Source organism: Kitasatospora sp. NPDC042419 (assembly GCF_056437345.1).
In genome coordinates, this window is sequence record NZ_JBWKAW010000017.1 from 14,602 (window position 1) to 38,356 (window position 23,755).

The 23,755-nt window shown below is 75.2% G+C and carries 17 protein-coding genes; 15 read left to right on the forward strand and 2 right to left on the reverse strand.

Features of this window, described 5'->3' with window-relative positions:
- Nucleotides 1-251 precede the first annotated feature (251 nt).
- The gene (locus AC067J_RS27390; protein WP_478303520.1) at nucleotides 252-1,193 is read right to left on the reverse strand and encodes an aminoglycoside phosphotransferase family protein; all 942 of its coding nucleotides are present in this window, start codon (nucleotides 1,191-1,193) and stop codon (nucleotides 252-254) included.
- Between the two features lie 59 nt (nucleotides 1,194-1,252).
- A complete protein-coding gene (locus AC067J_RS27395; RefSeq protein ID WP_478303522.1) occupies nucleotides 1,253-4,369 on the reverse strand; it encodes a non-ribosomal peptide synthetase in 3,117 nt (1,038 codons plus the stop codon).
- 463 nt (nucleotides 4,370-4,832) lie between these two features.
- Here AC067J_RS27395 and AC067J_RS27400 point away from each other — a divergent pair, with 463 nt between their 5' ends.
- The 15 genes from AC067J_RS27400 to AC067J_RS27470 all read left to right on the forward strand — a co-directional run bounded on the left by AC067J_RS27400 (nucleotide 4,833) and on the right by AC067J_RS27470 (nucleotide 23,720).
- Nucleotides 4,833-5,942 (forward strand): Gfo/Idh/MocA family protein, encoded by a 1,110-nt coding sequence (locus AC067J_RS27400; RefSeq protein WP_478303524.1) that lies wholly within the window; start codon nucleotides 4,833-4,835, stop codon nucleotides 5,940-5,942.
- 103 nt (nucleotides 5,943-6,045) lie between these two features.
- Entirely contained in the window at nucleotides 6,046-7,659 is a 1,614-nt protein-coding gene (locus AC067J_RS27405) for a carbamoyltransferase C-terminal domain-containing protein (protein WP_478303526.1), read from the forward strand.
- On the forward strand, nucleotides 7,656-8,621 hold the full coding sequence (locus AC067J_RS27410; RefSeq protein WP_478303528.1) for an LLM class flavin-dependent oxidoreductase: 966 nt from the start codon (nucleotides 7,656-7,658) through the stop codon (nucleotides 8,619-8,621). The genes AC067J_RS27405 and AC067J_RS27410 overlap by 4 nt, the downstream gene beginning before the upstream one ends.
- Nucleotides 8,621-9,829: a glycosyltransferase family 4 protein gene (locus AC067J_RS27415; protein ID WP_478303530.1), complete on the forward strand. Its 1,209-nt coding sequence runs from the start codon at nucleotides 8,621-8,623 to the stop codon at nucleotides 9,827-9,829. The genes AC067J_RS27410 and AC067J_RS27415 overlap by 1 nt, the downstream gene beginning before the upstream one ends.
- The gene (locus tag AC067J_RS27420) at nucleotides 9,826-10,653 is read left to right on the forward strand and encodes a TauD/TfdA family dioxygenase (protein ID WP_478303532.1); all 828 of its coding nucleotides are present in this window, start codon (nucleotides 9,826-9,828) and stop codon (nucleotides 10,651-10,653) included. The genes AC067J_RS27415 and AC067J_RS27420 overlap by 4 nt, the downstream gene beginning before the upstream one ends.
- Before the next feature lie 65 nt (nucleotides 10,654-10,718).
- Nucleotides 10,719-11,957, forward strand: a complete 1,239-nt coding sequence (locus tag AC067J_RS27425) for a PLP-dependent aminotransferase family protein (protein WP_478303534.1) — start codon at nucleotides 10,719-10,721, stop codon at nucleotides 11,955-11,957.
- 47 nt (nucleotides 11,958-12,004) lie between these two features.
- On the forward strand, nucleotides 12,005-13,156 hold the full coding sequence (locus AC067J_RS27430; protein WP_478303536.1) for a glycosyltransferase family protein: 1,152 nt from the start codon (nucleotides 12,005-12,007) through the stop codon (nucleotides 13,154-13,156).
- 53 nt (nucleotides 13,157-13,209) lie between these two features.
- Complete coding sequence (locus tag AC067J_RS27435) at nucleotides 13,210-14,328, forward strand: PLP-dependent aminotransferase family protein (protein WP_478303538.1); 1,119 nt, start codon at nucleotides 13,210-13,212, stop codon at nucleotides 14,326-14,328.
- Complete coding sequence (locus AC067J_RS27440; RefSeq protein WP_478303540.1) at nucleotides 14,325-15,344, forward strand: NAD-dependent epimerase/dehydratase family protein; 1,020 nt, start codon at nucleotides 14,325-14,327, stop codon at nucleotides 15,342-15,344. Before AC067J_RS27435 ends, AC067J_RS27440 begins: the two co-directional genes overlap by 4 nt.
- Nucleotides 15,345-15,404: 60 nt before the next feature.
- On the forward strand, nucleotides 15,405-16,793 hold the full coding sequence (locus tag AC067J_RS27445; RefSeq protein WP_478303542.1) for an NDP-hexose 2,3-dehydratase family protein: 1,389 nt from the start codon (nucleotides 15,405-15,407) through the stop codon (nucleotides 16,791-16,793).
- Nucleotides 16,794-16,852: 59 nt separating this feature from the next.
- Entirely contained in the window at nucleotides 16,853-17,830 is a 978-nt protein-coding gene (locus AC067J_RS27450; RefSeq protein ID WP_478303543.1) for a TauD/TfdA family dioxygenase, read from the forward strand.
- Nucleotides 17,831-17,958: 128 nt separating this feature from the next.
- Complete coding sequence (locus AC067J_RS27455; protein ID WP_478303545.1) at nucleotides 17,959-18,960, forward strand: Gfo/Idh/MocA family protein; 1,002 nt, start codon at nucleotides 17,959-17,961, stop codon at nucleotides 18,958-18,960.
- Nucleotides 18,957-20,714 (forward strand): carbamoyltransferase family protein, encoded by a 1,758-nt coding sequence (locus AC067J_RS27460; protein WP_478303546.1) that lies wholly within the window; start codon nucleotides 18,957-18,959, stop codon nucleotides 20,712-20,714. The genes AC067J_RS27455 and AC067J_RS27460 overlap by 4 nt, the downstream gene beginning before the upstream one ends.
- Before the next feature lie 18 nt (nucleotides 20,715-20,732).
- On the forward strand, nucleotides 20,733-22,763 hold the full coding sequence (locus tag AC067J_RS27465; RefSeq protein WP_478303548.1) for a hypothetical protein: 2,031 nt from the start codon (nucleotides 20,733-20,735) through the stop codon (nucleotides 22,761-22,763).
- A 66-nt stretch (nucleotides 22,764-22,829) separates the two neighbouring features.
- Nucleotides 22,830-23,720: an aminoglycoside phosphotransferase family protein gene (locus tag AC067J_RS27470; protein WP_478303549.1), complete on the forward strand. Its 891-nt coding sequence runs from the start codon at nucleotides 22,830-22,832 to the stop codon at nucleotides 23,718-23,720.
- Nucleotides 23,721-23,755 lie beyond the last annotated feature (35 nt).

The window sequence follows — 23,755 nt, forward strand, 5'->3', positions numbered from 1 at the left end:
GCGCCCGGGCCGTTCCGGCGGTGGCCGTTGTCGGGGCGGCGCCGTGAGGGGGAGGCGAGCGCGGCCCGGCGCCTGTCCACGGCTCGGCCGGCGGCCGGGCGGGACCGCCCGGGCTGCTCCGGGGAGCCCGGAAGCGGTGACGCTCGGCGTCGAGGCCCCGGCCGCGTCCCGGCCGCGCCCCCGGGGTGACGTGGCCGGGGCGGGCGTCCGGGGGCGGCGGAGGGCGTGGGACCGCGGCCGGGGCGGGACCTTCAGGAGGGTCCGAGGAGACGGGTGAGGGTGGCGCGGCCGGCGGGGCCCCAGGTGGGCTGGCCGCCGGGGAGGCCGCGCTCCCAGGCCTGGCCGATCTCGATGAGGGAGAGGGCGAGGAGGGCCGCCCAACCGCGGGCACGGCGGATCAGCGCGTCGTCCGCGTGGGCGTAGGCGTCGAGGAACCGCGGGGCGCAGCCGGCGGGGAGGAGGAGCCAGGCGGCCGCGAGGTCGGTGGCCGGATCGCCGGCCCCGAGCCCGCCGAAGTCGATCACACCGGCGAGCGTGCCCTCGGAGACGACGACGTTCGCGGGGTGCAGGTCCCCGTGGAGCCAGGTCGGCGGGCCCTGCCAGAGGGGGGCCGAGACGGCTTCGTCCCAGACCCTCCGGACGGCGGCCGCATCGGCGTCGGAACCGTCGTCGGAATCGGCGTCGGAGGCGAAGTCCCGGAGCTTCCGGTCGAACTCCTCGGCGAGGCCGCGGAGGTCGACGCCGCGGCCCGGGTGGACCGGCGCGTCGGCCGGCGCCGGGCGGTGCAGCGCCCGGAGGAACCCGGCCAGCGTGTCGGCCGCGTGGGCACCGCGCGTGACGTCGGCGCGGTCGCCGGGCTCGCCCGGGACCCAGGTGGTGACGGTCCACGGCAGCGGGAAGCGTGCGGACGGTTCGCCGAGGCGCAGCGGTACCGGGACGGGCAGCGGCAGGTGCGGCGCCAGCTCCGGCAGTCGGCTGTGCTCCTTGCGGATCAGCGCGGCGGCCCACTCGCTCCGCGGCACGCGCACCGCCAGGTGGTCGCCCAGGTGCCAGAGCCGGTTGTTCCAGCCCGTGGCCGCCGGCCGGATCGGCAGCCCGGCGAGGTCCGGGTGCTGCTCGCGGAGGAGGGTGCGCAGCAGCTGCTCGTCGACCTCCACGGAGACCTCCGCCGAGGCTTCCTCCGAGCCCTCCACGGAAACCTCCGCCGAGGCCTCCGCACCACGGCCGTCCGCCGGCCCGGGCTGCCGCCCGGTCACCCCGCGGCCCCGCGGACCCGCTCCGCCAGACCGGCCGGCGTCGGCGCCTCCAGGAGGTCGGCGAGCGCGAGCCGGACGCCGTGCGCCCGGGCCAGCCGGGCCAGCATGCGGACCGCGACCATGGAGTGGCCGCCGGCGAGGAAGAAGTTGTCGGACGCCCCGAGGTCGGGCTGCTCCAGCAGGTCCTGCCAGAGGGCCACGATCGAGTCGACCACCGCGTCGGCCGGCGTCCCGTCCTCCGCCGCGCGCCGGGCCCGCGGCGACTGCGGCGACTGCGGGACGGGGCGCGCCGCGAGGGCGGGGTGGTCGACCTTGCCGTTGGCGTTGGTGGGGACGGGGCCGATCACGAAGGTGTCGGGCACCGCGTAGCTGGGGAGCCGGTCGCGCAGGTGCTCCCAGAGTTCGTCCCCGGTCACGTCCGGCCCGTCGACCGGCGGCTGCACGAAGGCGACCAGCCCGGGCTGCCCGTCCGGACCGTCCCGCAGCACCACGGCGGCCACCGTCACCGACCGGTGCTCCAGGAGGGCGGCCTCCACCTCGCCGAGTTCGAGCCGGTGGGACCGGATCTTGACCTGGCGGTCGGAGCGGCCGTGCAGTTCGAGCGTGCCGTCGTGGCGCCACCGCCCCCGGTCGCCGGTGCGGTAGTGGCGGCCGGTGCCGGGGGCCCGGGCGAACCGTTCGGCGGTCAGCTCCGGGCGGTTGACGTAGCCCTGCGCCAGCCCCTCACCGGCGATGCACACCTCGCCGGTCAGGCCCGGCGGCAGCGGGGAGCCGTCGGGGCCCGCGACGAACACCGTGGTGTTGCGCAGCGGAACGCCGATCGTCACCGGCCGGCCGGGGAGGACCTCACCGGCCGTGGACCAGATCGTCGTCTCCGTCGGGCCGTAGACGTTGAAGAGCCGGCAGCCGGTGGCGAGCAGGTCCCGGGCCAGCGGGCCGGGCAGCGGTTCGCCGCCGCAGAGCACCGTGCGTCCCGCGAGCGCGGTGCCGGCGACCGGCGGCACGAGGGCCAGCGTGGTCGGCGTCGCCTGGACGATCCGGACGTCGTGGCGCTCGATCAGCTCGATCGCCGAACGCGGGTCGGCCTGCGCCTCGTCGGGGGCGACGACCGACCGGCCGCCGGCCACCAGCGGGAGGAAGAGCTCCAGCGCCGAGATGTCGAAGGCGAAGGTGGTGAGCCACAGGGCGGCGTCGTCGCGGGTGACCCGCAGCGCGTCCTGGAAGTGGCGGACCACGTTCGCCAGGTTCCCGTGGGTGATCCCGACGCCCTTGGGCCGGCCGGTGGAGCCGGAGGTGTAGATGAGGTAGGCCCGGTCGGCGGTGCCGGTGCCGGTGCCGGTGCCGTCGGCCGGGGGGCCGGACCGGGCGGCGTCGCGGGCCTGTTCGTCGGAGACGGCGACCGGCAGGACCGGACAGGGCACCTCGGTGCCCTCCGGCAGGGCCCGGTCGGCGAGCACCGCGGCGGCCCCGGAATCGCCGAGCTGGTAGCCGAGCAGGTCGGCGGGATGGGCCGGGTGGAGCGGCAGGTACGCCGCGCCCGCGAGCCACACGCCGAGCGCGGCGGCCGCGAGTCCGGCGCCGCGCCGGGCGTACAGGGCGACGACGTCGCCGGGGCGGACGCCCGCGTCCCGGAGCCGTCCGGCGATCGCGGCGGCCCGGGCGGACAGCTCGCCGTACGTGGTGCCGACGCCCCCGTCGACGACGGCGACCGCCTCGGCGGCCTCGGCGGACCGGGCGAGGAAGGCCGACGGCACGGTGGGCGCCTGCTCGGGGTCGGCGGTGTCGTTGGCGGCCCGGACGGCGGCCTCGTCCGCGGCGCTCCACCACGGCAGGTCGCGCAGCGGCCGGTCCTCGCCGGCCAGCGAGCCGAGGAGCGCCTCGTACCGCAGCAGCAGGGCCCTGACGTCCTCGGCGTCCAGGATCTCGGTGCTGTGGACGGCGTGGATCGAGCAGCCCGCCGGGCTGGTCTCGACGATGAACTCCAGGTCGTGGCGGCTGTGGCGGGGCGGGACCGACAGCAGCTCGACGTCCAGGCCGCCGATCGCGGGGCGGCTGGGGAGGGGGACCGGGCGGTAGTTGAACATGTGGCGGAACAGCGGCGAGCGCCAGTCCGCCCCCGCGGCCTGCAGCCCGGGGAGGACCGCCTCGTACGGGACGCGCCGGTGGGTCAGCCCGGAGAGGAAGACGTCGCGGGTCCGCCGGACGAGCCCGCCGAAGGTCTCGTCGGGGTCCACCCGGAGGCGCAGCGGCAGGGTGTTGACGTGGTAGCCGACCGCCGACCGCTGGTCGGCCTCGCGCGCGTCGGCGGACACCCCGACGACCAGGTCGGGGCCGGCGCCGTGCCGGGCCAGCAGCAGGTAGTACGCCGCCAGCATGACGATGTTCTCCGTGACGCGGTGCCGTCGGGCCGCGTCGGCGACGGCCGCGCGGACCGCGGGCGCCAGCACGTGGTCCGTCGCCGTCCCCGCGAACGTCGGTACGTCGGGGTCCGGGCGCGCCGGGCCGAGCCGCTGCGCCGCCGGCTGCACGCCGGCGGTGTGCTCGCGCCAGTACTCCAGGGAGGCCGGGTCCAGCGGGGGCTCGGTCAGCACCGGGGCCTGCTCGGGGAACGCGACGGGGGCGCCGTGGCCGACGGCGGCGTCGTAGCCCGCGACCAGTTCGCGGAACACGGTGCCGGCCGTCCAGGCGTCGTAGGCGAGATGGTGGATGGCGACGCAGCACACGTCGCCGTCCCCGCGGTGCCAGACGCCGACCCGCAGCGGCGGTTCACGGAGGATGTCGAAGGCCGGCTCGGCGAAGTCGGCCACCGCCTCCGCCAGGTCCCCGGCCGTGTCCTCGAAGACGGAGAGCGGGACCGGCGCCTCGCCGGGGCCGAGCACCCTGGCGACCGGTTCACCGCGCTCCTCGGGGAACACGGTCCGCAGCATCGGGTGCCGGGCGGCCAACTGCCGCACCTGGTCAGCCAGTACGTCGTGGTCGAGTCTTCCGCGCACGCGGAACACGATGGTCTCGTTGGCGACACCGGCATCCGGGGCCAGGCGCTGGAGCATCCACAGCGCCTGCTCCTTCACGGTCAGCGCGCGTGGTGGCACGATCGCTCGATTGGGCAGCACCGGCCCAGTATGGGAAGCCGGGGACCGGCCGTCACGCCCCAGGAACGGGGTACACGGCTCCGGAGGGCGGGGTGCGCGGGCCGGGGCGGACCCGGGTGCGCCGCACGGCCGGCCGGGACGCACGGCCCGCCGCCGAGCGGGTGTCCGCGGCGGGCGTCCGCGGGCATCGGCGGGCATCCGGGCGGGCGTCAGGGCGGGCGTCAGGGGCGGGCATCCAGGGGCCAACTGCCCATCCGGACACCGCCGTTCGACCGCAGGTCGGTCCTGCCGGCGGAGCATCCGGGGGTGCCCGCCGAGCCGCGTCCGCAGACCTGTCCCTGGAAAGCGTGACGTCCCAGCGCGTCCGTTTCGGCACATCATGAAGCGGCGAAGGCGGCGCCGGCGATCCGCCGCCGGCGCTCGGAGACACGCGGTCTTCCACCGTCGGAGCGGGAACGTGCGCGAGATTCAGGGGGAACCCGGCATGGACACTTTGGGCCTTGGAGTGGTCGGCTGCGGCACCATCAGCAAGACCTACCTCAAGCGGCTGCCGGGGTTCGACGTCCTGAGGCTGGTGGCGGTGGCGGACGTGCGCGGCACCGTGGCCGAGAGCCAGGCGGCGGAGTACGGGGTGCCGCGGTGGTACGACAGCACCGAGGCACTGCTCGCCGATCCCGACGTCGACCTCGTCCTCAACCTCACGCCGCCGCAGATGCACGCCGACGTCGCGCTGGCGGCGCTGCGCGCCGGGAAGCACGTCTACAACGAGAAGCCGCTGGCGGCGACCCTGGAACAGGGCCGGCAGCTGGTGGAGGAGGCCCGGTCCCGCGGCCTGCGGCTCGGGGCGGCCCCCGACACCTTCCTGGGCGCCGGGGTCCAGCAGGCGGCCCGGCTCATCGATTCCGGCCTGATAGGTGCCCCGACCGCGGCCTTCGCCGCGATGAACACGGGCGGCCCGGAGGTCTACCCGCACCACGACCCGAGCTTCTTCTACCAGCCGGGCGCCGGACCGCTGTTCGACCTGAGCCCCTACTCGGTCACCGCGCTCTGCGTGCTGCTCGGGAACGTGACCCGGGTGACCGGCATCGCGCGACGCAACCAGGAGGAGCGGTCGCGGGTCGTCGACGGCGTGCGCGAGGTGATCCCGGTGGAGGTCCCCACGACGTACAGCGCGAGCCTGGAGTTCGCCTCCGGGGCGGTGGCCTCGCTGATGGCCAGCTTCGACGTCCCCCGCAACGTCCTGCCTCCGCTGGAGATCATGGGGACCGGGGGGAGCCTGACGCTCCAGGACCCCAACCGGTTCGCCGGCGGCGTGACCTGGAAGAGCACGGCGGGTGACGGCGAGACCGATCCGTCGGCCGACTCCCCGTTCACCTCCTACGGGGACCGCGGCGTCGGCGTGGCCGACCTGGCCTCGGCGGTCGTCAACGGGCGCCCGCACCGGGCGAGTGCCGAACTGGCCCTGCACGTCCTCGAAACCATGTGCGCGATCGAGACGGCCGTCTCCGAGGGACGGGCCGTGGCGGTCGTGAGCACCTTCGAGAAGCCGGCCCCCGTGCCCGCGTCGGCCACCCGCTCGGACATCGGGGACTGACCGGGCGGAGTGGTCCCGCCCTGCCGCGCCCCGACGCGCGGCGTCGTACGGCGCGGCGTCGTACGCGGATGGAAGCCGTACGCAGACAGAACAGGGAGCAGACATGAGCGTAGTGCTCGGCATCAACGGACTTCCGGGACACGGCCACGACCCGGGGGCCGCCCTGCTGCGCGACGGTGCGGTCCTCGCGGCCGTCGAGGAGGAGCGCCTGTCCCGGCGGAAGCGGGCGGCCGGCGACACCCCGGTCCTGGCGGTCCGCGAGGTGCTGGAGATCGGAGGCGTGCCCGCGGGGGCGGTCGAGACGGTCGCGCTCGCCTGGAACCCCCTGAAGATGGGGATGTCGGCGGCCGACGCCGAGGCCGCCGTCCGGGGCATCCTGGCGGGCACCGGGCTGGGCTTCCGCCCGGACGTGCGCATCGAGTACGTGGACCACCACGTCGCGCACGCGTGGACGGCGCTGGCGTTCGTCCCGGAGCACCTGCGGGGAGGGCCGGGCGCGGCGCTCGTCATGGACGCCTGCGGGGAGTCCACGGCCGGCGCGATGTTCCACGTCACCGGGGGCGGACTCACCCGCGTGTGGCACCTCGGCCTGGAGTCCTCGCTGGGGCTCTACTACGAGGGCGTGTCCCGCTTCGTCGGATTCGGCTGGGGCCACGAGGGCAAGACCATGGGCCTGGCCGGGTACGGCCGGCAGGGCGTGCTGGAGCAGCTGCCGCCGGCCCTCGTGGACGACCGCTTCGGCGGGGAGCTCCCCCGGGCGCAGGCCTCCGCGGAGGTGGACGCCGCCGCGCGGATCAAGCGCGGCCACCGCCTCGCCTACGAGCGGACCTTCGACGGCCTGCGGATGTCCTTCAACAACCGCGCCGACGTCGCCCGGGCCGGGCAGGACGTGATGTACGAGCGGGTGTGCGCCTACATCGAGGAGCTGCCCGCGTCGACGACCTACCTGGTGCTCTCCGGCGGGGTCGCGCTCAACTGCACCAACAACGGCAGGCTGGCGGAGGTCTGCGCACGGCGCGGCATCACCCTCTTCGTGCCGCCCGCCGCGAACGACGCGGGCGTCTGCCTCGGGGCCGCCGTCGCGGCCGCCGACAAGCCGGCGGACTGTGTCGTGCCCGCCGGGGCGGGGCTCGGCCGGCCGGTGGCCGCCGCCGACGCCGTGGCGACGCTGCGCGGACTCGGCCTCGACGTGGTCGAGTGCGGCCCGGAGCCGCTGGTGGCGCGCCTCGACGCGGGGGCGCTCTGCGGCTGGGTCGCCGACCGGATGGAGCTGGGTCCCCGGGCCCTGGGCCGGCGCTGCATCATCGCGAAGCCCGGGCCGGAGGAGATCCGGGACGTCGTCAACGTCCGCAAGGGCCGCGAGACCTGGCGACCGCTGGCGCCGTCCATGACGGCGGCGGAGTTCGACCGCTCCTTCCTCGGGACGCCCTCCGCCTACATGGCGATGGCCGCGGTGGTCCGGGACGAGCGGCGCGGCGCCTTCACCGCCGTGGTGCACGCGGACGACACCTCGCGGCCGCAGGTGGTGGCCGAGGACAACGGCTACCGGGCCCTGCTGGAGTGCGCCGGCACCGTCTGGGACGCCGAGGCCGTCGTCTGCACCTCCTTCAACCAGGCGGGCGAGCCCATCGTCAACACGCTGACGGAGGCCGTGGCGACCGCGAAGCGGATCGGCCTCGACTGCCTGGCCGGTGACGGTTGGATGGCCGCGCTGTGACGATCGCACTCCTGACCACGGCGCGCCCGGGTCCGGCGCAGGAGGTCGCCGAGCGGGCCCGGCGCTACGAGGACGCCGGCGTCGCCGGTGTGGTCGCGGGCGACCACCTCTTCCTGCACCGGCCGCAGGGCCCGGCGCTGCCGCAGTTCGACCCGTACGTGCTGCTCGCCGCCTTCGGCATGGCCTCGGACCGCCTGCTCCTGGGCGTCCTGATGGCCAACTCCCAGCTGGTGCACCCGGGTCTGACCGGGCGCAGCGCCGCGCAGCTGGCCGACCTGTTCGGCCCCGAGCGGGTCGTCCTCGGCATGGGCGCCGGCTGGCAGGACGAGGAGCTGGCCGCGATCGGCCGCCGGCCGCTGCACGGCGCGGACCGGATGCAGGCGCTGGAGGAGTCCCTGGACGTCGTGCGCCGGCTGTTCGACCGGGGCACCGCGACGGTCGGGGGCCGGTTCGTGACGGCCGAGGCGCTGCCGCTCTCCCCGCAGCTGTCCGCGCCGCCGTTGCTGGCGGTCGGCGGCGCGAGCCCGGGCGTGCTGCGGCTGGGCGGGACGTACGCCGACGTGGTCGACTTCGACTGGGGCCTGACCGCGGCGCTGGAACTGCCGGGCGGCTCGTACCAGGCGAACCTGAAGCGCAAGGTCGCCACCGGCGTCGAGGACCTCCGGCGGTCCGCCGCGGTCGTGGCGTCGCACGCCCGGGCCGCCGGACGGCCGTGCCCGCGGTTCTCCCTGCACGTCACCCTGGCCGCGGTCGGCGCCCGGCCCGAGGAGGACCCGGGCGTCCTGCGGCTCGCCGAACGGACGGGGACGGCCGTCGAGCAGGTGCTGGCCTCGCCGTACGTGCTGGCCGGCGACCCCGGGTTCGTCCGCGACCGGGTGGCGGTGCTGCGGGAGGAACTCGGCGTCCACTACCTCACGGTGATGCCGGAACAGGTCGAGGCCGTGGCAGGGGCGCTGGCCTGATGGCGGGCGGGAGGCTGCACGGCATCGCCGTCATACCGCGGGCCCCGCTCTCCGGGGGCGCGGAGACCATGATGCGCCAGTTCGTCGCCTTCGGGTCGAGGCTGCGGTGGACGGTCGTGACGCTGGAGGACGGCCCGCTCGTCGGCGAGCTGCGGGAGCTCGGAGCGCGGGTCCTCGTCGCCGAGGAGACCGCGGAGGCCGCGGAGCCGGTGCCCTCGGCGGCCGCCGAGGGGCGGTTGTCCGACCTGCTGCGCCGGGCCGGCGTCGACGACGCGGCCGGCGTGCTCAGCTGGATCGACGTGGCGCACCCGCAGGGCAGCGCCCTCGCCCGGGAGCTGGGCCTTCCGGCGGTCCTGTTCCAGCACCACATCCCGAGCCAGGGGAACGAGCGCGACGTGTTCGTGGCCGGCCTGCCGGCCGCCGCGGTGTTCGCGTCGTCGGAGGCGATCGCCCGGGCGCAGAGGCCGCTGTCCGGGGCGGTTCCGGTCGAGGTGGTCCACCCGGGGACCGACCTCGCGGCGGCGCGGGAGCAGCTCGCCGTGCCGCGCGCGGCGGTCCGCGCGGAACTCGGGCTGCCGGCCGCCGGGCCCGTCGTCGGGACGGTCGCGCGGCTCCAGCGCTCGAAGGGGGTGCACACCTTCCTGAAGGCCCTGCCGAGGGTGCTGGAGGCGCACCCGGACCTGACGGCCGTGGTGGTCGGCGGGCGGCAGAGCGCCAGCCCGGGGTACGCGGACGAACTGGCGGCGCTGGTGCGGGACCTCGGGCTGGCCGGGCACGTGGTGTTCGCCGGCGAGCAGCGGGACGTCCTGCCGTGGATGCACGCGATGGACGTGTTCGCGCACACCGCGCGGAACGAGCCGTTCGGCATCGTCCTCCTGGAGGCGATGTCCCTGGGCCGGCCGCTGGTCGCGGGCGACACCGGGGGACCGGGCGAGATCGTCGAGCACGGGCGCGACGCCCTCCGGGTCGGGTACGAGCGGGACGCCGACCTGTCGGCGGCCCTGCTCCGGCTGCTCGGCGACCCGGGACTGGCGGCCGCCCTCGGGGCGCGGGCCGCGGAACGGGCCGCCGACTTCTCGGTCGAGCGGTACGTGGCACACCTGGAGGAGCGGTTGTGCCGGGTCTTCGCGGGCCCGGAGCGCGGGACGGATCACGGAACCGCCGGTTCGCACGCGGCGGGCCTTACGGGAGTAGGGGAAGGGCATTGAAACTGTTCCACGCACGCTATGACGCGCCGACCGTCGGCCGGAGGATCGACCACGGCGCACCCGACGCCTCCGCCGCGCTGCTCGGCGACCTGGAGGCGAACGGCTTCGGCGTCCTCGCGACGGGCGACCGGATCGAGAGCCCGGAGACCGTGCTGAAGGACGTGGCGGGCACGTTCGACCTGGGCGAACCGGTCACGCCGATCCTCTACCGCCACGAGAACGCCGGACAGTACGCGAACCCCTACCGCAGCATCCGGAAGGACTCGAACGACGCCCACCCCGGCTTCAGCACCACCGAGGGCCAGTCGTGGCACGTGGACGGGCTGCTGGAGCAGATCGGCGCGCTGCGCACCACGATCCTCTACTGCGTGCGCTCGGCGCACACGGGCGGCGACACCCTGGTCTTCAACGCCGTGGCCGCGTTCGACCGCCTCCGCGCGGCCGATCCCGCGGCGGCGGCCGCGCTGACGGCGCCCGACGCCCTCGAACGCAGGGCCACGCTCCCGGGCGTCGACGCGAGCACGGCCGGGCCGGTCTTCGCGGTGCAGCCGGACGGCGGCGTCATCAGCCGCTTCACGGACAACGACACCTGCGTGTGGAACCGGGCGGCGGGCGCCGCCGCCGACCTGGACCGCGGGCTGGAGTTCCTCCGGGAGGCCACCCGGGACCCGCGCTACGCCACGCACGTGACGCTGGCCCCGGGCGAGCTCCTGATGTTCCGCAACGACTGGATCTCCCACGGCCGCACCGCCTACCAGGACGCCCCGGACGCTCGGCGGTACCTCGTCAGAGCGCTCTACAGCCGTCCGCCCCGCCTGTCGTGACGCCCGGTGGAACGACCGTGCCGCACCCGACCGGGGACCGGACAGACGACCAGGAGGAAGTGGAAGTGCCCGACATCTCGAAGCTCCGTGAGGTCGTCGACGCGTTCCGCCGGCACGAGGCGGACGCCGGTGACGCCGTCAACCTCGTGCCGAGCGAGAACCGGATGTCGCCGCTGGCGCAGCTGCCGCTCGGCGGTGACTTCTACAACCGCTACTTCTTCAACGACGCGCTGGAGCCGGGCTTCTGGCAGTTCCGCGGCGGCCAGGCGGTCGCCGAGGTCGAGACGGAGCTGACGACGGAGAGCCTCTCCCGGCTCTGCCGCGCCCCCTACGTGAACGTCCGGCCCATCTCCGGGATGTCGGCCATGACGATCGCCATGGCGGGACTGGGCGGCGAGCCCGGCGGAACGGTGGTGTCCGTCGACACGGCGTCCGGCGGCCACTACGCGACCTCCGACCTGGCCCGGCGGCTCGGCTTCGCCGCGGCCACCGTCCCGGCGGAGCACGGCGTGGTCGACGAGGGCGCGCTGGAGCGGGTGCTCCGCGAGTCGGCGCCGGACCTCGTGTACCTGGACCTCCAGAACAGCCGGCACGAGCTCCGGGTTGAGCCGGTCGCCGAGGTGATCAGGGCGGTGTCCCCGCGGACGCGCCTGCACGTGGACTGCAGCCACACCCTCGGCCTGGTGCTGGGCGGCGTGCTGGCGAACCCGCTCGACCTCGGCGCCGACACCATGGGCGGGTCCACCCACAAGACCTTCCCCGGGCCCCACAAGGGCGTCCTGTTCACCCGGGACGCGCAGCTCCGCGACCGGCTCCGCGACGCCCAGTTCAAGCTGCTGAGCAGCCACCACTTCGCGGAGACGCTCGCCCTGGGGCTGGCCGCCGCGGAGTTCGCCCACTTCGGCGCGGACTACGCGGCGCAGGTCGTCGCCAACGCGCGGCGGTTCGCCGACCTGTTGACCGCCGACGGCTTCGACGTCGTCCGGGACGCGGACGGCCACGCCACCGGCACCCACCAGGTCTGGGTGCGGATCGGGGACGCGGAGCGGACCGACGGGTTCTCCCGGGCGATGTACGAGAACGGCATCCGGCTGAACGTCCAGGTCGACCTGCCGGGCGTGCCCGGACCGGTGCTCAGGCTGGGCCTGGCCGAGTTCACCTTCACCGGTGGCCGGGAGGAGGCCGTCGAGGCGCTGGCCGAGGAGTTCCGCGACGCGCGGTCCGGTCTCCGCCAGGACGGCAAGGGGAGCCGGCGGGTCCGCGACCGGTTCGGCCCGCCCCACCACTACACCGACGTCCTGTAAGTCCGAGACCGGAGACCGCCCCGGCGGTCCCTGAGCTGGAGCTGGAAATGCCCGAACAACCGATCGTCGTCGACGCCGGCTCGTACTCGATGTCCGAGACGTCCATCGCGGGCGCTGGGCAGCGCCTCGCCGAGATCACGCAGGTCCTCAGCCGGCACTTCCGGGTGCAGGTGATCGCACCCCCCACGACGGACGCCGTCGACCTGGGGGAGGCCGAACTCGTCGAGGTGGGGCCGGACGCCGAGAAGGCCGTCGTGGCGGCGAAGGCCGTCCTGTTCTTCGACACCGCCGACCGGGACCGGCTGGAACTCGCCGTCGCGCACCGGAAACTGATCGTCGGTGAGTGCCGTGCGCCGATCGAGCACATGGACTTCCCCTCGCTCCTGGCCCACGACGACCCCACCGGCGAGTACCAGCGGTACCTGAGCACCTACCAGCGCCAGCTGCAGGTCACCCACCACTTCCTGTGCCGGTCCCGGTCGGAGCGGGCCGCGCTCATGACGACGCTCTGCGCGCTCGGCCGGCTCAGGCCGGCCGACGTCGTCCGGTCGAGGACGCTGGACCACCTGATCAGCACCGTGCCGATCGGCTTCGGCAGTGCCGGACTCCGGGTGGCCGACGCCGCCGAGCCGCTGCACCTGGCGGACTTCCTCTGGACCGGCGGCATGTGGGCGTTCTACGAGCCGCTGATGCTGGTGGAGGCGGTGCACCTGCTGCGCGAGCGCGGCGTGGACACCACCGCCGCCTTCCTGTACGCGCGGCCGATCGACGACACCCGGGCCACCATCGCGCGGGTCCGCGAGCTGGTCGGCGAACTCGGGCTCGGTGACCGCGTGCTGCTGAACACGGAGCCGCTGGCACTGTCCCGGCGCGACCGGTACGTGAAGGCGGCGAAGGCGTACGTGTGCGTGACGCGGCCCGGGGCGGAGAACGAGACCGCGACCAGGCTGCGGCTCCGGGACAGCTGGCTGCACGGGATCCCCAGCATCATCGACGGGTTCGGCACCTCCGGAGAGGTCGTCGAACGGGAGGGCCTGGGGATCGCGCTGCCCCGGCCGGACGCCCACAGCCTGGCCGACGCGATGGAACGCGTCGTGTCCGGCGAGCTCGCCGCGCCCGGCCGGCGCACGGAGCGCCTCTACGAGACCACCCTGGCCGGCTTCGTCGCCTGGCTGGACGCCGAACTCGCCTCGGGGTGAGGGGTCTCCCGATCCGATCAGCCCCTTCCACACTGAGGACAAGGAACGAGAACATGGACTACCGGGACCTCGGGATCTCTCCCATCGTGAGCGCCCAGGCCAACTCGACACCGCTGGGCGGCTGCACGCTCAGCGAGGGCGTCATCGAGGCGATGGGCAACGCCGCGCGCTTCCACGTCGACATGGACGAATTCTGGCGCGCGGCCGGGGAGTTCCTCGCCAAGGCCACCGGCAGCGAGGACGCCTGCCCGATCACCGGGGCGGCGGCCGGCATGGCGATCGCGGTGGCCGCCTGCGTCGCGGGCACCGACACGGCGCGCGTCCAGCGCCTGCCGGACGCCGCCGGCCTGCCCGACGAGGTCGTGCTGCAGAAGGGCCACGTCATCAGCTACGGCGGGGCGCCGATCAGCCAGATGATCGCGCTCGGCGGCGGCCGGACGGTCGAGGTGGGCACCGTCAACGAGACGCTGCCGGGCCACCTCCTCGGGGCCGTCTCGGAGCGGACCGCGGCCCTGGTGTACGTGACCTCCCACACCCACGCGATCCACCGCCGGCAGGTCCCGCTCGACGACGTGCTCGCGATCGGCCGCGAGCACGGGATCCCCGTGATCGTCGACGCCGCGGGCGAGGAGGACCTGGAGCGCTGGGCGACCAGCGGCGCCGACCTGGTGATCTTCAGCGGGCCCAAGGCCCTGGGCGGGCCGACCGCCGGTTTCGTCTGCGGGCGGGCCGACCTGGTCGAGGCCTGCCGGGCGCAGTACTCGGGCATCGCCCGGCCGATGAAGGTCGGCAAGGAGAACCTCCTGGGACTGCTCCAGGCGGTGCGGGAGTTCACCGCGACCACGCCCGAGCAGCGGGCCGAGGAGCAGTTCGCCCGGATGAGCAGGGTCGCGGAGCGCCTGGACGTGCTCCCCGGCCTCTCCGCGACCGTGATCCGCGACGAGTCGGGGCGCGCCATCCACCGCGTCCTGCTGGACATCGACCCCGAGGCGGCCGGTCGGGACGCGCCGACCCTGGCCCGGGAGATGAAGGCGGGCACGCCGGCCGTCTACCTCCGCGACTTCAAGATGCACCTGGGCCGGCTGGAGGTGGACCCGCGCGCCCTCACCGCTGCCGGCGAGGACACGGTGGTGTCCCGGCTGGAGGAGCTGCTGGCGGGCCGGACCCGATGAACGGCGGCCAGTCCGGACGGGGGGCGCCGACGGCCCCGAGGATCGCCGTCATCGGTGCCGGCTTCCTGGGGAGCGCGCTCGCCCTGGAGGCGGCGCGCCGCGGCGGCGAGGTGAGCGTCATCGGCCGGTCCGACCCCTTCTCGCTCCGGGACCTTCCCACCGGAGCCGGAGCCGGAGCCGGAGCCGGTGCCGGAGCCGGAGCCGGAGCCGGTGACGTCCGCGTCCTGCTGGGCGACGGTGTCGAGCGGCTGCCGGACGTCCTCCGCCGCGGTGTCGACGTCGTCGTGATCGCCGCCGGCGGTCGCTTCCCGGTCCCGTCCGGCGCCGAGCCGGCGGTCGACGCGGTCGGCACGGTCTCCCTCGTCATCCCGGTCTGCGAGCTGGTCCGGGCCGAGAGCCCCGGCACCCGGGTGGTGTTCCTGTCGTCCGCCGGCGCCGTCTACGCCCCGGGGGAGCGGCCCAAGCGGGAGTCGGACGCCCTGGAGCCGACCTCGCCGTACGGGATGTCGCGGCTGGTGGGCGAGCAGTACATGGACTACTACCACCGCGTGCACGGACTGCGGACCTGCGTGCTGCGGTGCGCCAACGTCTACGGGCGCCTCCTGCCGCAGTCCCGGGGCCAGGGGGTCGTCCCGGCGGCGTTCTGGAGCGCCCTGACGGGCACGCCGTTCACCCTGCACGGCGGCGGCCGGCAGGTCAGGGACTTCCTGCACGTCGACGACTTCGCCCGGGCGACCGTCGACCTGCTGGTCCGCCACCCGGATCCGCCGCAGGTCGTCAACGTCGGGAGCGGAGCCGGGCGTTCGGTCGCCGACGTCGTCGCCGCCGTCGGGGCGGCGACGGGCGCGCTGATCCCCACCGTCCGGGGCGCCACGGCCATCACCGACGTCGGCAGCCTGGTGGCGGACGTCTCGCTGCTGCGGACGTTGATCGACTTCGAGCCGCTCGGCCTGGGCGCCGGCGTGGAACTCATGGCCCGCGAAGCCGCGGTGAGCAGTCTGCTCGCCCGGTCGTGAACCCGTCGGTCCGGTGCGGCCGGCGGGCTCACCCGCCCGGTGCGGAGAAGGAGGAACAGGATGTCTACCACCGCGCGTGACGCCGACGGCTTCTTGGCGTCGGCGATGGTGTCGAGGTCCCCGGAAACCCTGGACCCGGACGCCTTCCTGAAGGAACGCGAGACCTCGGCGTGCTACGAGGTGGGCCGGGTGCCGCTGGCCGCGCTCCCGCAGTGGGAGCTGGGCGACCGGCTCCGCCACTCGTCGGGCCGCTTCTTCACCGTCGAGGGCCTGTCCGTGCGGACGGACTTCGGGCCCGAGCCGGAGTGGTGCCAGCCGATCATCGTCCAGCCGGAGATCGGCATCCTCGGCATCCTCGTCCAGCGGATCGACGGCGTGCCGCACTTCCTGATGCAGGCGAAGATGGAGCCGGGGAACACCGCCTTCGTCCAGTACGCGGCGACCGTCCAGGCGACCCCGAGCAACTACCAGCGCGTCCACGGGGGCCGGCCGACCCCCTACCTGGAGTACTTCCTGGCGGGCGGGCGCCGCCGCGTGCTCTTCGACCAGCTCCTCTCCGAGCACGCCTCCTGGTACCTGCACAAGCGGAACCGGAACATGATCGTCGAGGTGCCGCCGGACGAACACGTGCCCGTCCAGGCCGACTTCACCTGGATGACGCTGGGGCAGCTGCGGGAGCAGCTCGCACTCGGGAACCGGGTGAACATGAACGCCCGCACCGTCCTGTCCGGAATCTCCTACGCCGCGGAGGAGGACGACCGGTCCCGGGGGGCCGGACCCGCCGGGGGCTTCCACGCCGGGACCGTCGAGTCCCACCGGTCGCTGCGCTCCGCGGACGACCTCGCCCGCGCGATGACGTGGCTCGTCGACCAGAAGTCGCGGTTCTCCCTCGACGTCCGGCGGATCAGCCTGCGGGACATGGACGCGTGGGTGTGCGACGAGGACTCCGTCCGCCACCGCGACGGCCGCTACTTCGAGATCATCGGCACGTCGGTGCGGGCGACCAGCCGGGAGGTCGACACCTGGTCGCAGCCGATGCTCGAACCCGCTCCCGGGGCCGTCGTCGCCCTGGTCTGCCAACGCCGCGCCGGGGTACTGCAGTTCCTGCTCCAGGCGACGGTCCAGCCGGGCCTGACCGACCGGATGGAGCTCGGGCCCTCGGTCCAGTTCGCACCGGGGACGAGCCGCGGGCCGCAGGACCTGCCGCCGCTGGCCGGGTACCTCGACCCGCCCGACTCCTGGGTCCGCATGAGGACCGTCCAGTCGGAGGACGGCGGCCGGTTCTCCCGCGCGGACACCACCCACCTCGTGATCGAGGTGCCCGAGGACCACGAGGTCGAGGCACCGGCCAACTACCGGTGGATGAGCCTCGGCCTGCTCAACCGCGTGACGCGCCTCGGCTACTACGTCAACGTCGAGGCCCGGAGCCTGGCCGCGTGCCTGCTCTGAGGGCCCCGGCGCGTTCCCACCCCAGTCCGTCCCACCGACGAGAGAAGAAGGTTGACGCCATGACAGCTGCGGTCATCGACTGCGCACCGTACCGCGACGAACTGCTGGACCTGGTCGCGGCGCTCCCGCAGGTGCCGCGTGCGGACCTCCACGCCTTCCTGGAGGCCGCGAAGGAGCTCTCCGAGAAGCTGCCCGCCCAGCTGGCCGCGGACCTGGACGAGTTCAACGCCACCAGCACCACCGAGGGCTACCTGCTCCTGCGGGGCCTGCCGGTGGAGCCGGACGAGGAACTGCCCCCCACGCCCACCAGCACGCCCACCCCGGCGGACCGCCCGCTGCTCGCCATGGAGGCCATGGTCGCCGTCGTCGGCCGCAGGCTCGGGCTGCACACCGGCTACGAGACCGGCTACGGCAACGGCCGTGCCCGCGAGGTGCTGCACGAGCTGTACCCGACGCCGACGGCCCACCCGATGTCCGGTGAGAGCTCGAACACCCCGCTCACCTTCCACTCGGACCTGACGGAGCACGCCCGGCAGCCGAACTACATCATGCTCGGCTGCATCCGGGCCGACCACGACGGCGAGGCCGCGACCATGGTCGCGTCGGCCCGCAAGGTGCTGCCGCTGCTCGGCGAGGAGGTGCGGCGCCACCTGTTCGGCCGCGTGCTGCCGCGGGTGATCGACGAGAAGCTGAACGCCGAGCACGACGTGGCCCGGGTGGCGCTGTTCTACGGCGACGAGGACGACCCGTACTTCTGCTTCGACCGGCCGCTCCTGTCGGCCGAGGACCCCGCGGACGTGGCGGCCGTCGAGGCGCTGACCGCGGCCCTGCCGCGGGCGGCCGAGGCGGTCCACCTGACCCCCGGCGACCTGCTGGTCCTCGACAACCTGCGGACCACGCACGCGCGGACCCCGTTCACCGCGCGGTGGGACGGCCGGGACCGCTGGCTGGCGCGCGCCTACGTCCGCACGGACCGCAACGGGCAGCTGGTGGGCGGCGAGCGCGCCGGCGACATCGTCCCGTGGATCGCCCGCTAGGGCGTGTCTTAGGGCTTGTCCGGCAACTCCCGCCGCGCGTACGGCGCCGGGCCGCGTCCCGTGGACCGGCCCGCGCCCGGACACCCGGGCGCGGGCCCTCCGTTCCCGACCGAAGATCATGAGAGCCGATGGACTTCCTCCTGATAGGCGCGTCCCGCTTCGCCCTGCGACGCGTCCTGCCCGCCGTGTCCGACCTGCCCGGGATCGCGTCGGTGTCCGTCGCCAGCAGGTACGCCGACGCCGGGTCCGTCGGGCCGCTCCCGCGGCCCGGACGGTTCCACCGGGACTGGCGGGCGGCGCTGGACACCGTCCGCCCGGGCCTGGTCTACGTCTCGCTGGTCAACAGCGAGCACGCCGCGGCCGTCCGGTACGCCCTGGAGCGCGGCCACCACGTCGTGGTGGACAAGCCGGCCCTGCAGGATCCGGGCGGGGTCCCCGAGCTGGTGGCGCTGGCCCGGGCGTCCGGGCTGGTGCTGGCCGAGGCCACCTGCTACGGCTTCCACCCGTTGTTCGAGGAGGTGCGGTCGGTCACCGGGACCGGCATCACCCGGGCCGTCGCCGTCTTCACACCACCCGTTCCCCGTGAGGACTTCCGCCACGACCGGGCCCGGGGCGGCGGCGCGTTCCTCGACACCGGCCCCTACCTGGCCTCCCTGGGCAGGGTGCTGTGGGGGGCCGAGCCCGAGCGGCTCGACGTGCTGGTGGGGGAGCGCACCGCCGACGGCCTCGAAACCTCGTACAGCGTCCTGGCGGGCTACCCCGGCGGCCAGACGGCCGTCGGCCACTTCGGATTCACCACCGTCTACCGGAACACCCTCCAACTGCTGGGCAGGAGCTGCGCCGTCGAGATCGAGCGGCCGTTCTCGCTGCCCCCGGACACGGAGGCCGAGATCCGGGTCCGCACGGCCGACCGGCAGTACGTCCGCCGGGTGGAGCCGGCCGACAGCCTGCGGATCCTCCTCGCCGACGTGCTCGACGCCGCTCGGACGGGATCACGGCGCTTCGACGCCGGGGTGCTGAGCGACGCGAGGACGCTGGGCCGCCTCATCGCCGCCGGATCCACGCAGTGGAACGAGCCCCCGCCCCGGCCGCCGTCCGGTCCGCGGGGCGGAGACAGGAGCACACCGTGATCGTTCTGGGCCTGTCCGCCCTCTACCACGACTCGGCCTGCGCGCTGATGGTCGACGGCGAGGTCGTCTGCGCCGCGCAGGAGGAGCGGTTCACCCGCCGCCGCTTCGACTCCGCCATGCCGGTGCGCGCCGTGCGGGCCGCGCTGCGGGACGCCGGCGTCCGGATGCGGGACGTCGACCGGGTCGCCTACTACGAGGACCCGGTCCGCAAGCTGGGGCGCCAGCTCGGGATGGGGCTGCCCGCCCTGGCGGCGGTCCCGTCCGACGAGCTCGCCCGGCTCGACGCGGGCCGGCCGCTCCGCCAGATCCGGGAACTGCTCGGCTACGAGGGCGAGGTGACCTGCGTCCGGCACCACGAGGCGCACGCGGCGAGCGCCTTCTACCAGTCGGGCTTCGAGGAGGCGGCGCTCTTCACCGCCGACGCCGTCGGCGAGTGGACGACGACGAGCTACGGCCGGGGAGGCGCCGGCGGCGTCGACCTCTTCGAGGAGGTCGACTTCCCGCACTCGCTCGGCATCCTCTACAGCACCCTCACCTCCTTCCTCGGCTTCGCGGTGAACGGCGACGAGTACAAGGTGATGGGACTCGCGCCCTACGGGACCCCGCGCCACCTGGAGCGGCTGCGGCGGCTGGTCGTCGACCTGCCGCGCGGCCAGTACCGGTTGGACATGAGGTACTTCGACGTCAGCGGGCGGCCGCCGATGTTCACCCGGGAGCTCTGCGACCTGCTGGGGTCGGCGCCCCGCGAGCCGGAGTCGGAGATCACGCAGTTCCACTCCGACCTGGCGAGGAGCCTGCAGGTCCTGCTGGAGGAGGTCCTCCTGGACAAGCTGCGGTTCCTGCACGAGGAGACGGGGAGCGACCGGCTCTGCTACGCGGGAGGCGTCGCGCTGAACTGCTCCGCCAACCGGAGGATCCGCGAGCGCGGGCCCTTCCGGGAGATCTTCGTCCAGCCGGCCTCGGGTGACGCCGGCGGCGCGGTCGGCGCCGCCGCCATCGTGAGCCACCGGCTCTCGGGCGGCCACCGGCCGCGCCGGCTCAGGGACGTGCGGCTCGGCCCGGCGCCCGTGAGCAGCGATCCGCGGGGCTGGCTGGACGCCGCCGGGGTGCCGTACACCGACTTCGCGGGGGACGAGCCGGCTCTGCTGGAGCGGACGGCCGAGTGGCTGGACGAGGGCGCGGTCGTCGGCTGGTTCCAGGGCCGGATGGAGTTCGGGCCGCGGGCCCTGGGCGCCAGGTCGATCCTGGCGGACCCGCGGCGGGCGGACATGCGCGACCACATCAACGCCCTGGTGAAGAAGCGCGAGGCCTTCCGGCCCTTCGCACCCGCCGTTCCGGCCGAGCGCTGCACCGAGTTCTTCGAGCTCCCGACGGCCTCGCCCTTCATGCTCGACACCGCGCAGGTCCACGAGCCGGCGGCGCTCCCCGCGATCGCGCACGTGGACGGGAGCGCCCGCGTCCAGACCGTCGACCGGGACGACCACCCGCGCTTCCACGGGCTCCTCACCGCCTTCGGACGCAGGACCGGCTACCCCGTCCTGCTCAACACCTCGTTCAACATGCGGGGCGAGCCCATCGTGTCGAGCCCCGCCGACGCGCTGGCCTGCTTCATCCGGTCACGGCTGGACGTCCTCGTCCTGGACGACCTCGCCGTCCGCTCGTCCGACGTCCCGCCGCACTGGTTCGACCGCGTCGACCGGCAGTCGCCGTACCGGCAGCCCGCCATCGGTGACGACGTCTACACCTTCCTCTGAGCCGGCGAGGAGCCGACCATGTCCGACAAGACCCTCAAACTGCGTGCGGACAACCTGGCGCGCCTGCTCTCGGACGAACGGGGGTCCGAGGTGCTGGCCGAGCTGCGCAAGCTGTGGCCGGAGACGGCGCCCGGGGCCGCACCCGGGGCCGCCGGCCCGTCGGCCGGTGACGGGGCCGTGGGCGCTTGGGAGGTCGTCACCGGCCAGGGCGGCCCGGCGCTGCGCCGGCGCCGGCTCGGCGCGGAGGAGGACCGCCGGTGGGCGGCCGCCGACCGGATCCCGCCCGCCGACGGCGCCCGACGGGTGGCCCTGCTCGGGGAGTCGAGCGCCCGGGGCTTCCTGCTCGACCCCGTGCTCACCCCGGCCCTCGCCCTGGAACGGCAGCTGACCGCGTCCGGCGACGCCTACCAGGTGGTGGACCTGGCGCAGACCGGCGCCGACCGGTACGACCTGCTGGAGACCGTGCGGCAGCTGCCCCGGCTGGAGCCGGACGTCATCGTCGTGTACGCCGGCAACAACTGGATGCGGTCGCGGCACACCGCCGACGACCTGGACGCGCTGGCGGCGGAGCTCCGCGCCGGCGGCTATCCCGCGATGCGCCGCGCCTACCAGGACCGGATCGTCGGGCCCGGCGTCCGGGAGGTGCTCGACGGCCTCGCCGAGGCCGCCGCGGCCTGCGCGGCCGAGGTGGTCGTGGTGGTCCCCGAGTTCAACCTCCGGGGCTGGTCGCCCGATCCGGGGATGGAGCTGCCGCCGGTGTCGCCCGAAGACCTGTCGGCGTGGGCGGAGCACCGCGCGGAGGCCGAGGCGGCGCTGGCGGCCGGCGACGTCGACGGGGCGCTCCGGGCCACGGGGGAGATGGCCCGGCTCGACCGGGGGATGAGTCCGGTCACGGGCCGGCTGCGGGCGCGGGCGGGCGACGCGGCCGGCCGGCCGGAGCTCACGCGCCGGGCCCTGGAGCAGTCCCGGGACGCCGTCTGCGGGCTGTTCGGCTCCCACTCCCCCCGGGTCACCGAGGGCATCCGGCGCGCCCTGGTCGAGGGGGCGGCCCACCGGGGGTTCGGCTGCGTCGACCTCGGCGTGCTGCTGCGGACCGGCCCCGACGCCCCGGCGCCCGACCCGGACCTCTTCCTCGACTACTGCCACCTGAGCAGCGCGGGCATCGAACTGCTCGCGGCCGCCCTCGCCGACGCCGTCGCGGGCCGGCCGCCGGGGACCACCGCGCCCGCGGACGTCGTCCCCGCGGCGGACCGGGCCGTCGGGGACGTCCTCGCGGCCGTCCACGGCAGCTACTACGGCCAGGAGCCCGAGAGCGTCGAACGGCTGGTCCGGCGCGCCGTCCGGACGCACCCGGAGGGGCGCGCGTTCGCCGCGGCCCTGCTGAGGCTGCTCGACGGCACCGGGCCGGTGTGGAGCGCGGACGCCCTCGGCGAGCTGCTCGCGTACCCGCACGCGGCGCGGTACCTGGAGCCGATGATGGCGCGGTCCGCGGAACTGCTGGGCATGTGGAGCCTGCAGGCGGCCCTGCTCGCCACCGTCGGCGGCGAGGCGGCCCCGGCCCCGGCTCAGGGCTCGGCCCCGGCCCCGGCCCCGAAGGTGATCGACCTGCTCCTCACCGCGGAACAGGGCTACATCGACGGCGCCTTCCGCCCCGTCAACCACCAGCTGCCGGAGCGCGCCTACTTCCAGGCCTTCGGGTCGGGTTCGCGGTTCGGCTTCCGGCTGGGCGGCCCGGCCGGCGGCCGCCTGCGGCTGACCTACCGCGTTCCCGCGGCCGTCCGGGCCGGCGACCCGGTCGGGGTCGCCGTCAACGGGCACCGGGTGGGCGGACTCGCGGCGGCCCCCTCGTGGACGGACGCCACGGTGGAGGTCCCGGCCGGCCTGCTCCGGCAGGGGGTCAACGAGGTGGAGCTCCGCTGGCCCTGCGGCGGTACCGACTGGCCCGCCCGGCAGGTCTCCGACGCCCGGGACCTCGCGCGCGGGGGCCGGCCCGTCGTCCTCGGGGTCCAGGGGGAGCTGTTCGATCTTCTGCTGGACCTGGAAGGCTGACCGGATCGCCCTGCGCGGCTGCCGGGCCGCGGTTCCGGTGTTTCGATGAGAGATGGGAGTGCGGGTATGGAGATCGTGGAGATCGACGAGCGGACGGTGCGGTCCCTGCTCAGGGAGCAGCACCCGGACCTGGCGGAGCTGGAGCTCCGGTTCGCCGCCACCGGGTGGGACAACCAGCAGTGGCGGCTCGGGGACGACTACGCCCTGCGCCTGCCGCGCACCTCGCGGGCCCCCGAGCTCCTGCGCAAGGAGCAGCGGTGGCTGCCCGTGCTGGGGCCGGGCCTTCCGCTCACGGTGCCCGCCATGGTGCGGACCGGCGAGCCGTCCGACCTGTTCCCGCGCCCCTGGAGCATCGTGACCTGGGTTCCCGGCGAGCCGGCCGACCGCGTCCCGGTCACCCGTGGCGGGGACGCCGCGGACGCGCTGGCCGGCTTCCTCGCGGCGCTCCACCGGACGGCGCCCGCCGGAGCGCCCGGGAACCCGAACCGCGGCGTCCCGCTCGGCCTGCTCGCGGACGAGTTCGAGCAGCGGTTCCAGCCGTTCGCCGGCGGCGAGCGGGCCGGTGCGGTCCGCGAGGTCTGGGAGCGGGCGGTGGCGGCCCCGGCCTGGCAGGGGCCGCCGAAGTGGCTGCACGGCGACCTGCACCCGGCCAACGTGGTGGTGTCGGACGGCACGCTCTCGGGTGTGATCGACTTCGGCGAGCTCTGCGCCGGCGACCCGGCGACCGATGTCGCGGCCGCCTGGCTGCTGCTCCCGGGCGGCGCGGACGCGCGGTTCCTCGCCGGCTACCCGGACGCGGACGAGGCGATGATCCGGCGGGCCCGCGGCTGGGCGGTCCTGCGCGCCCTGTCCCTGGTCGCGATCGGGCACGCCGGGGAACGCGGCCTGCCCGGCGGGAAGCCGACCTGGGGGCCGGCGGGCCGGGCGGCGATCGACCGGCTCCTCGCCGCCGGCTGACCCGCCGCACCCGCTCGATCCGCCGCACCCGCCGC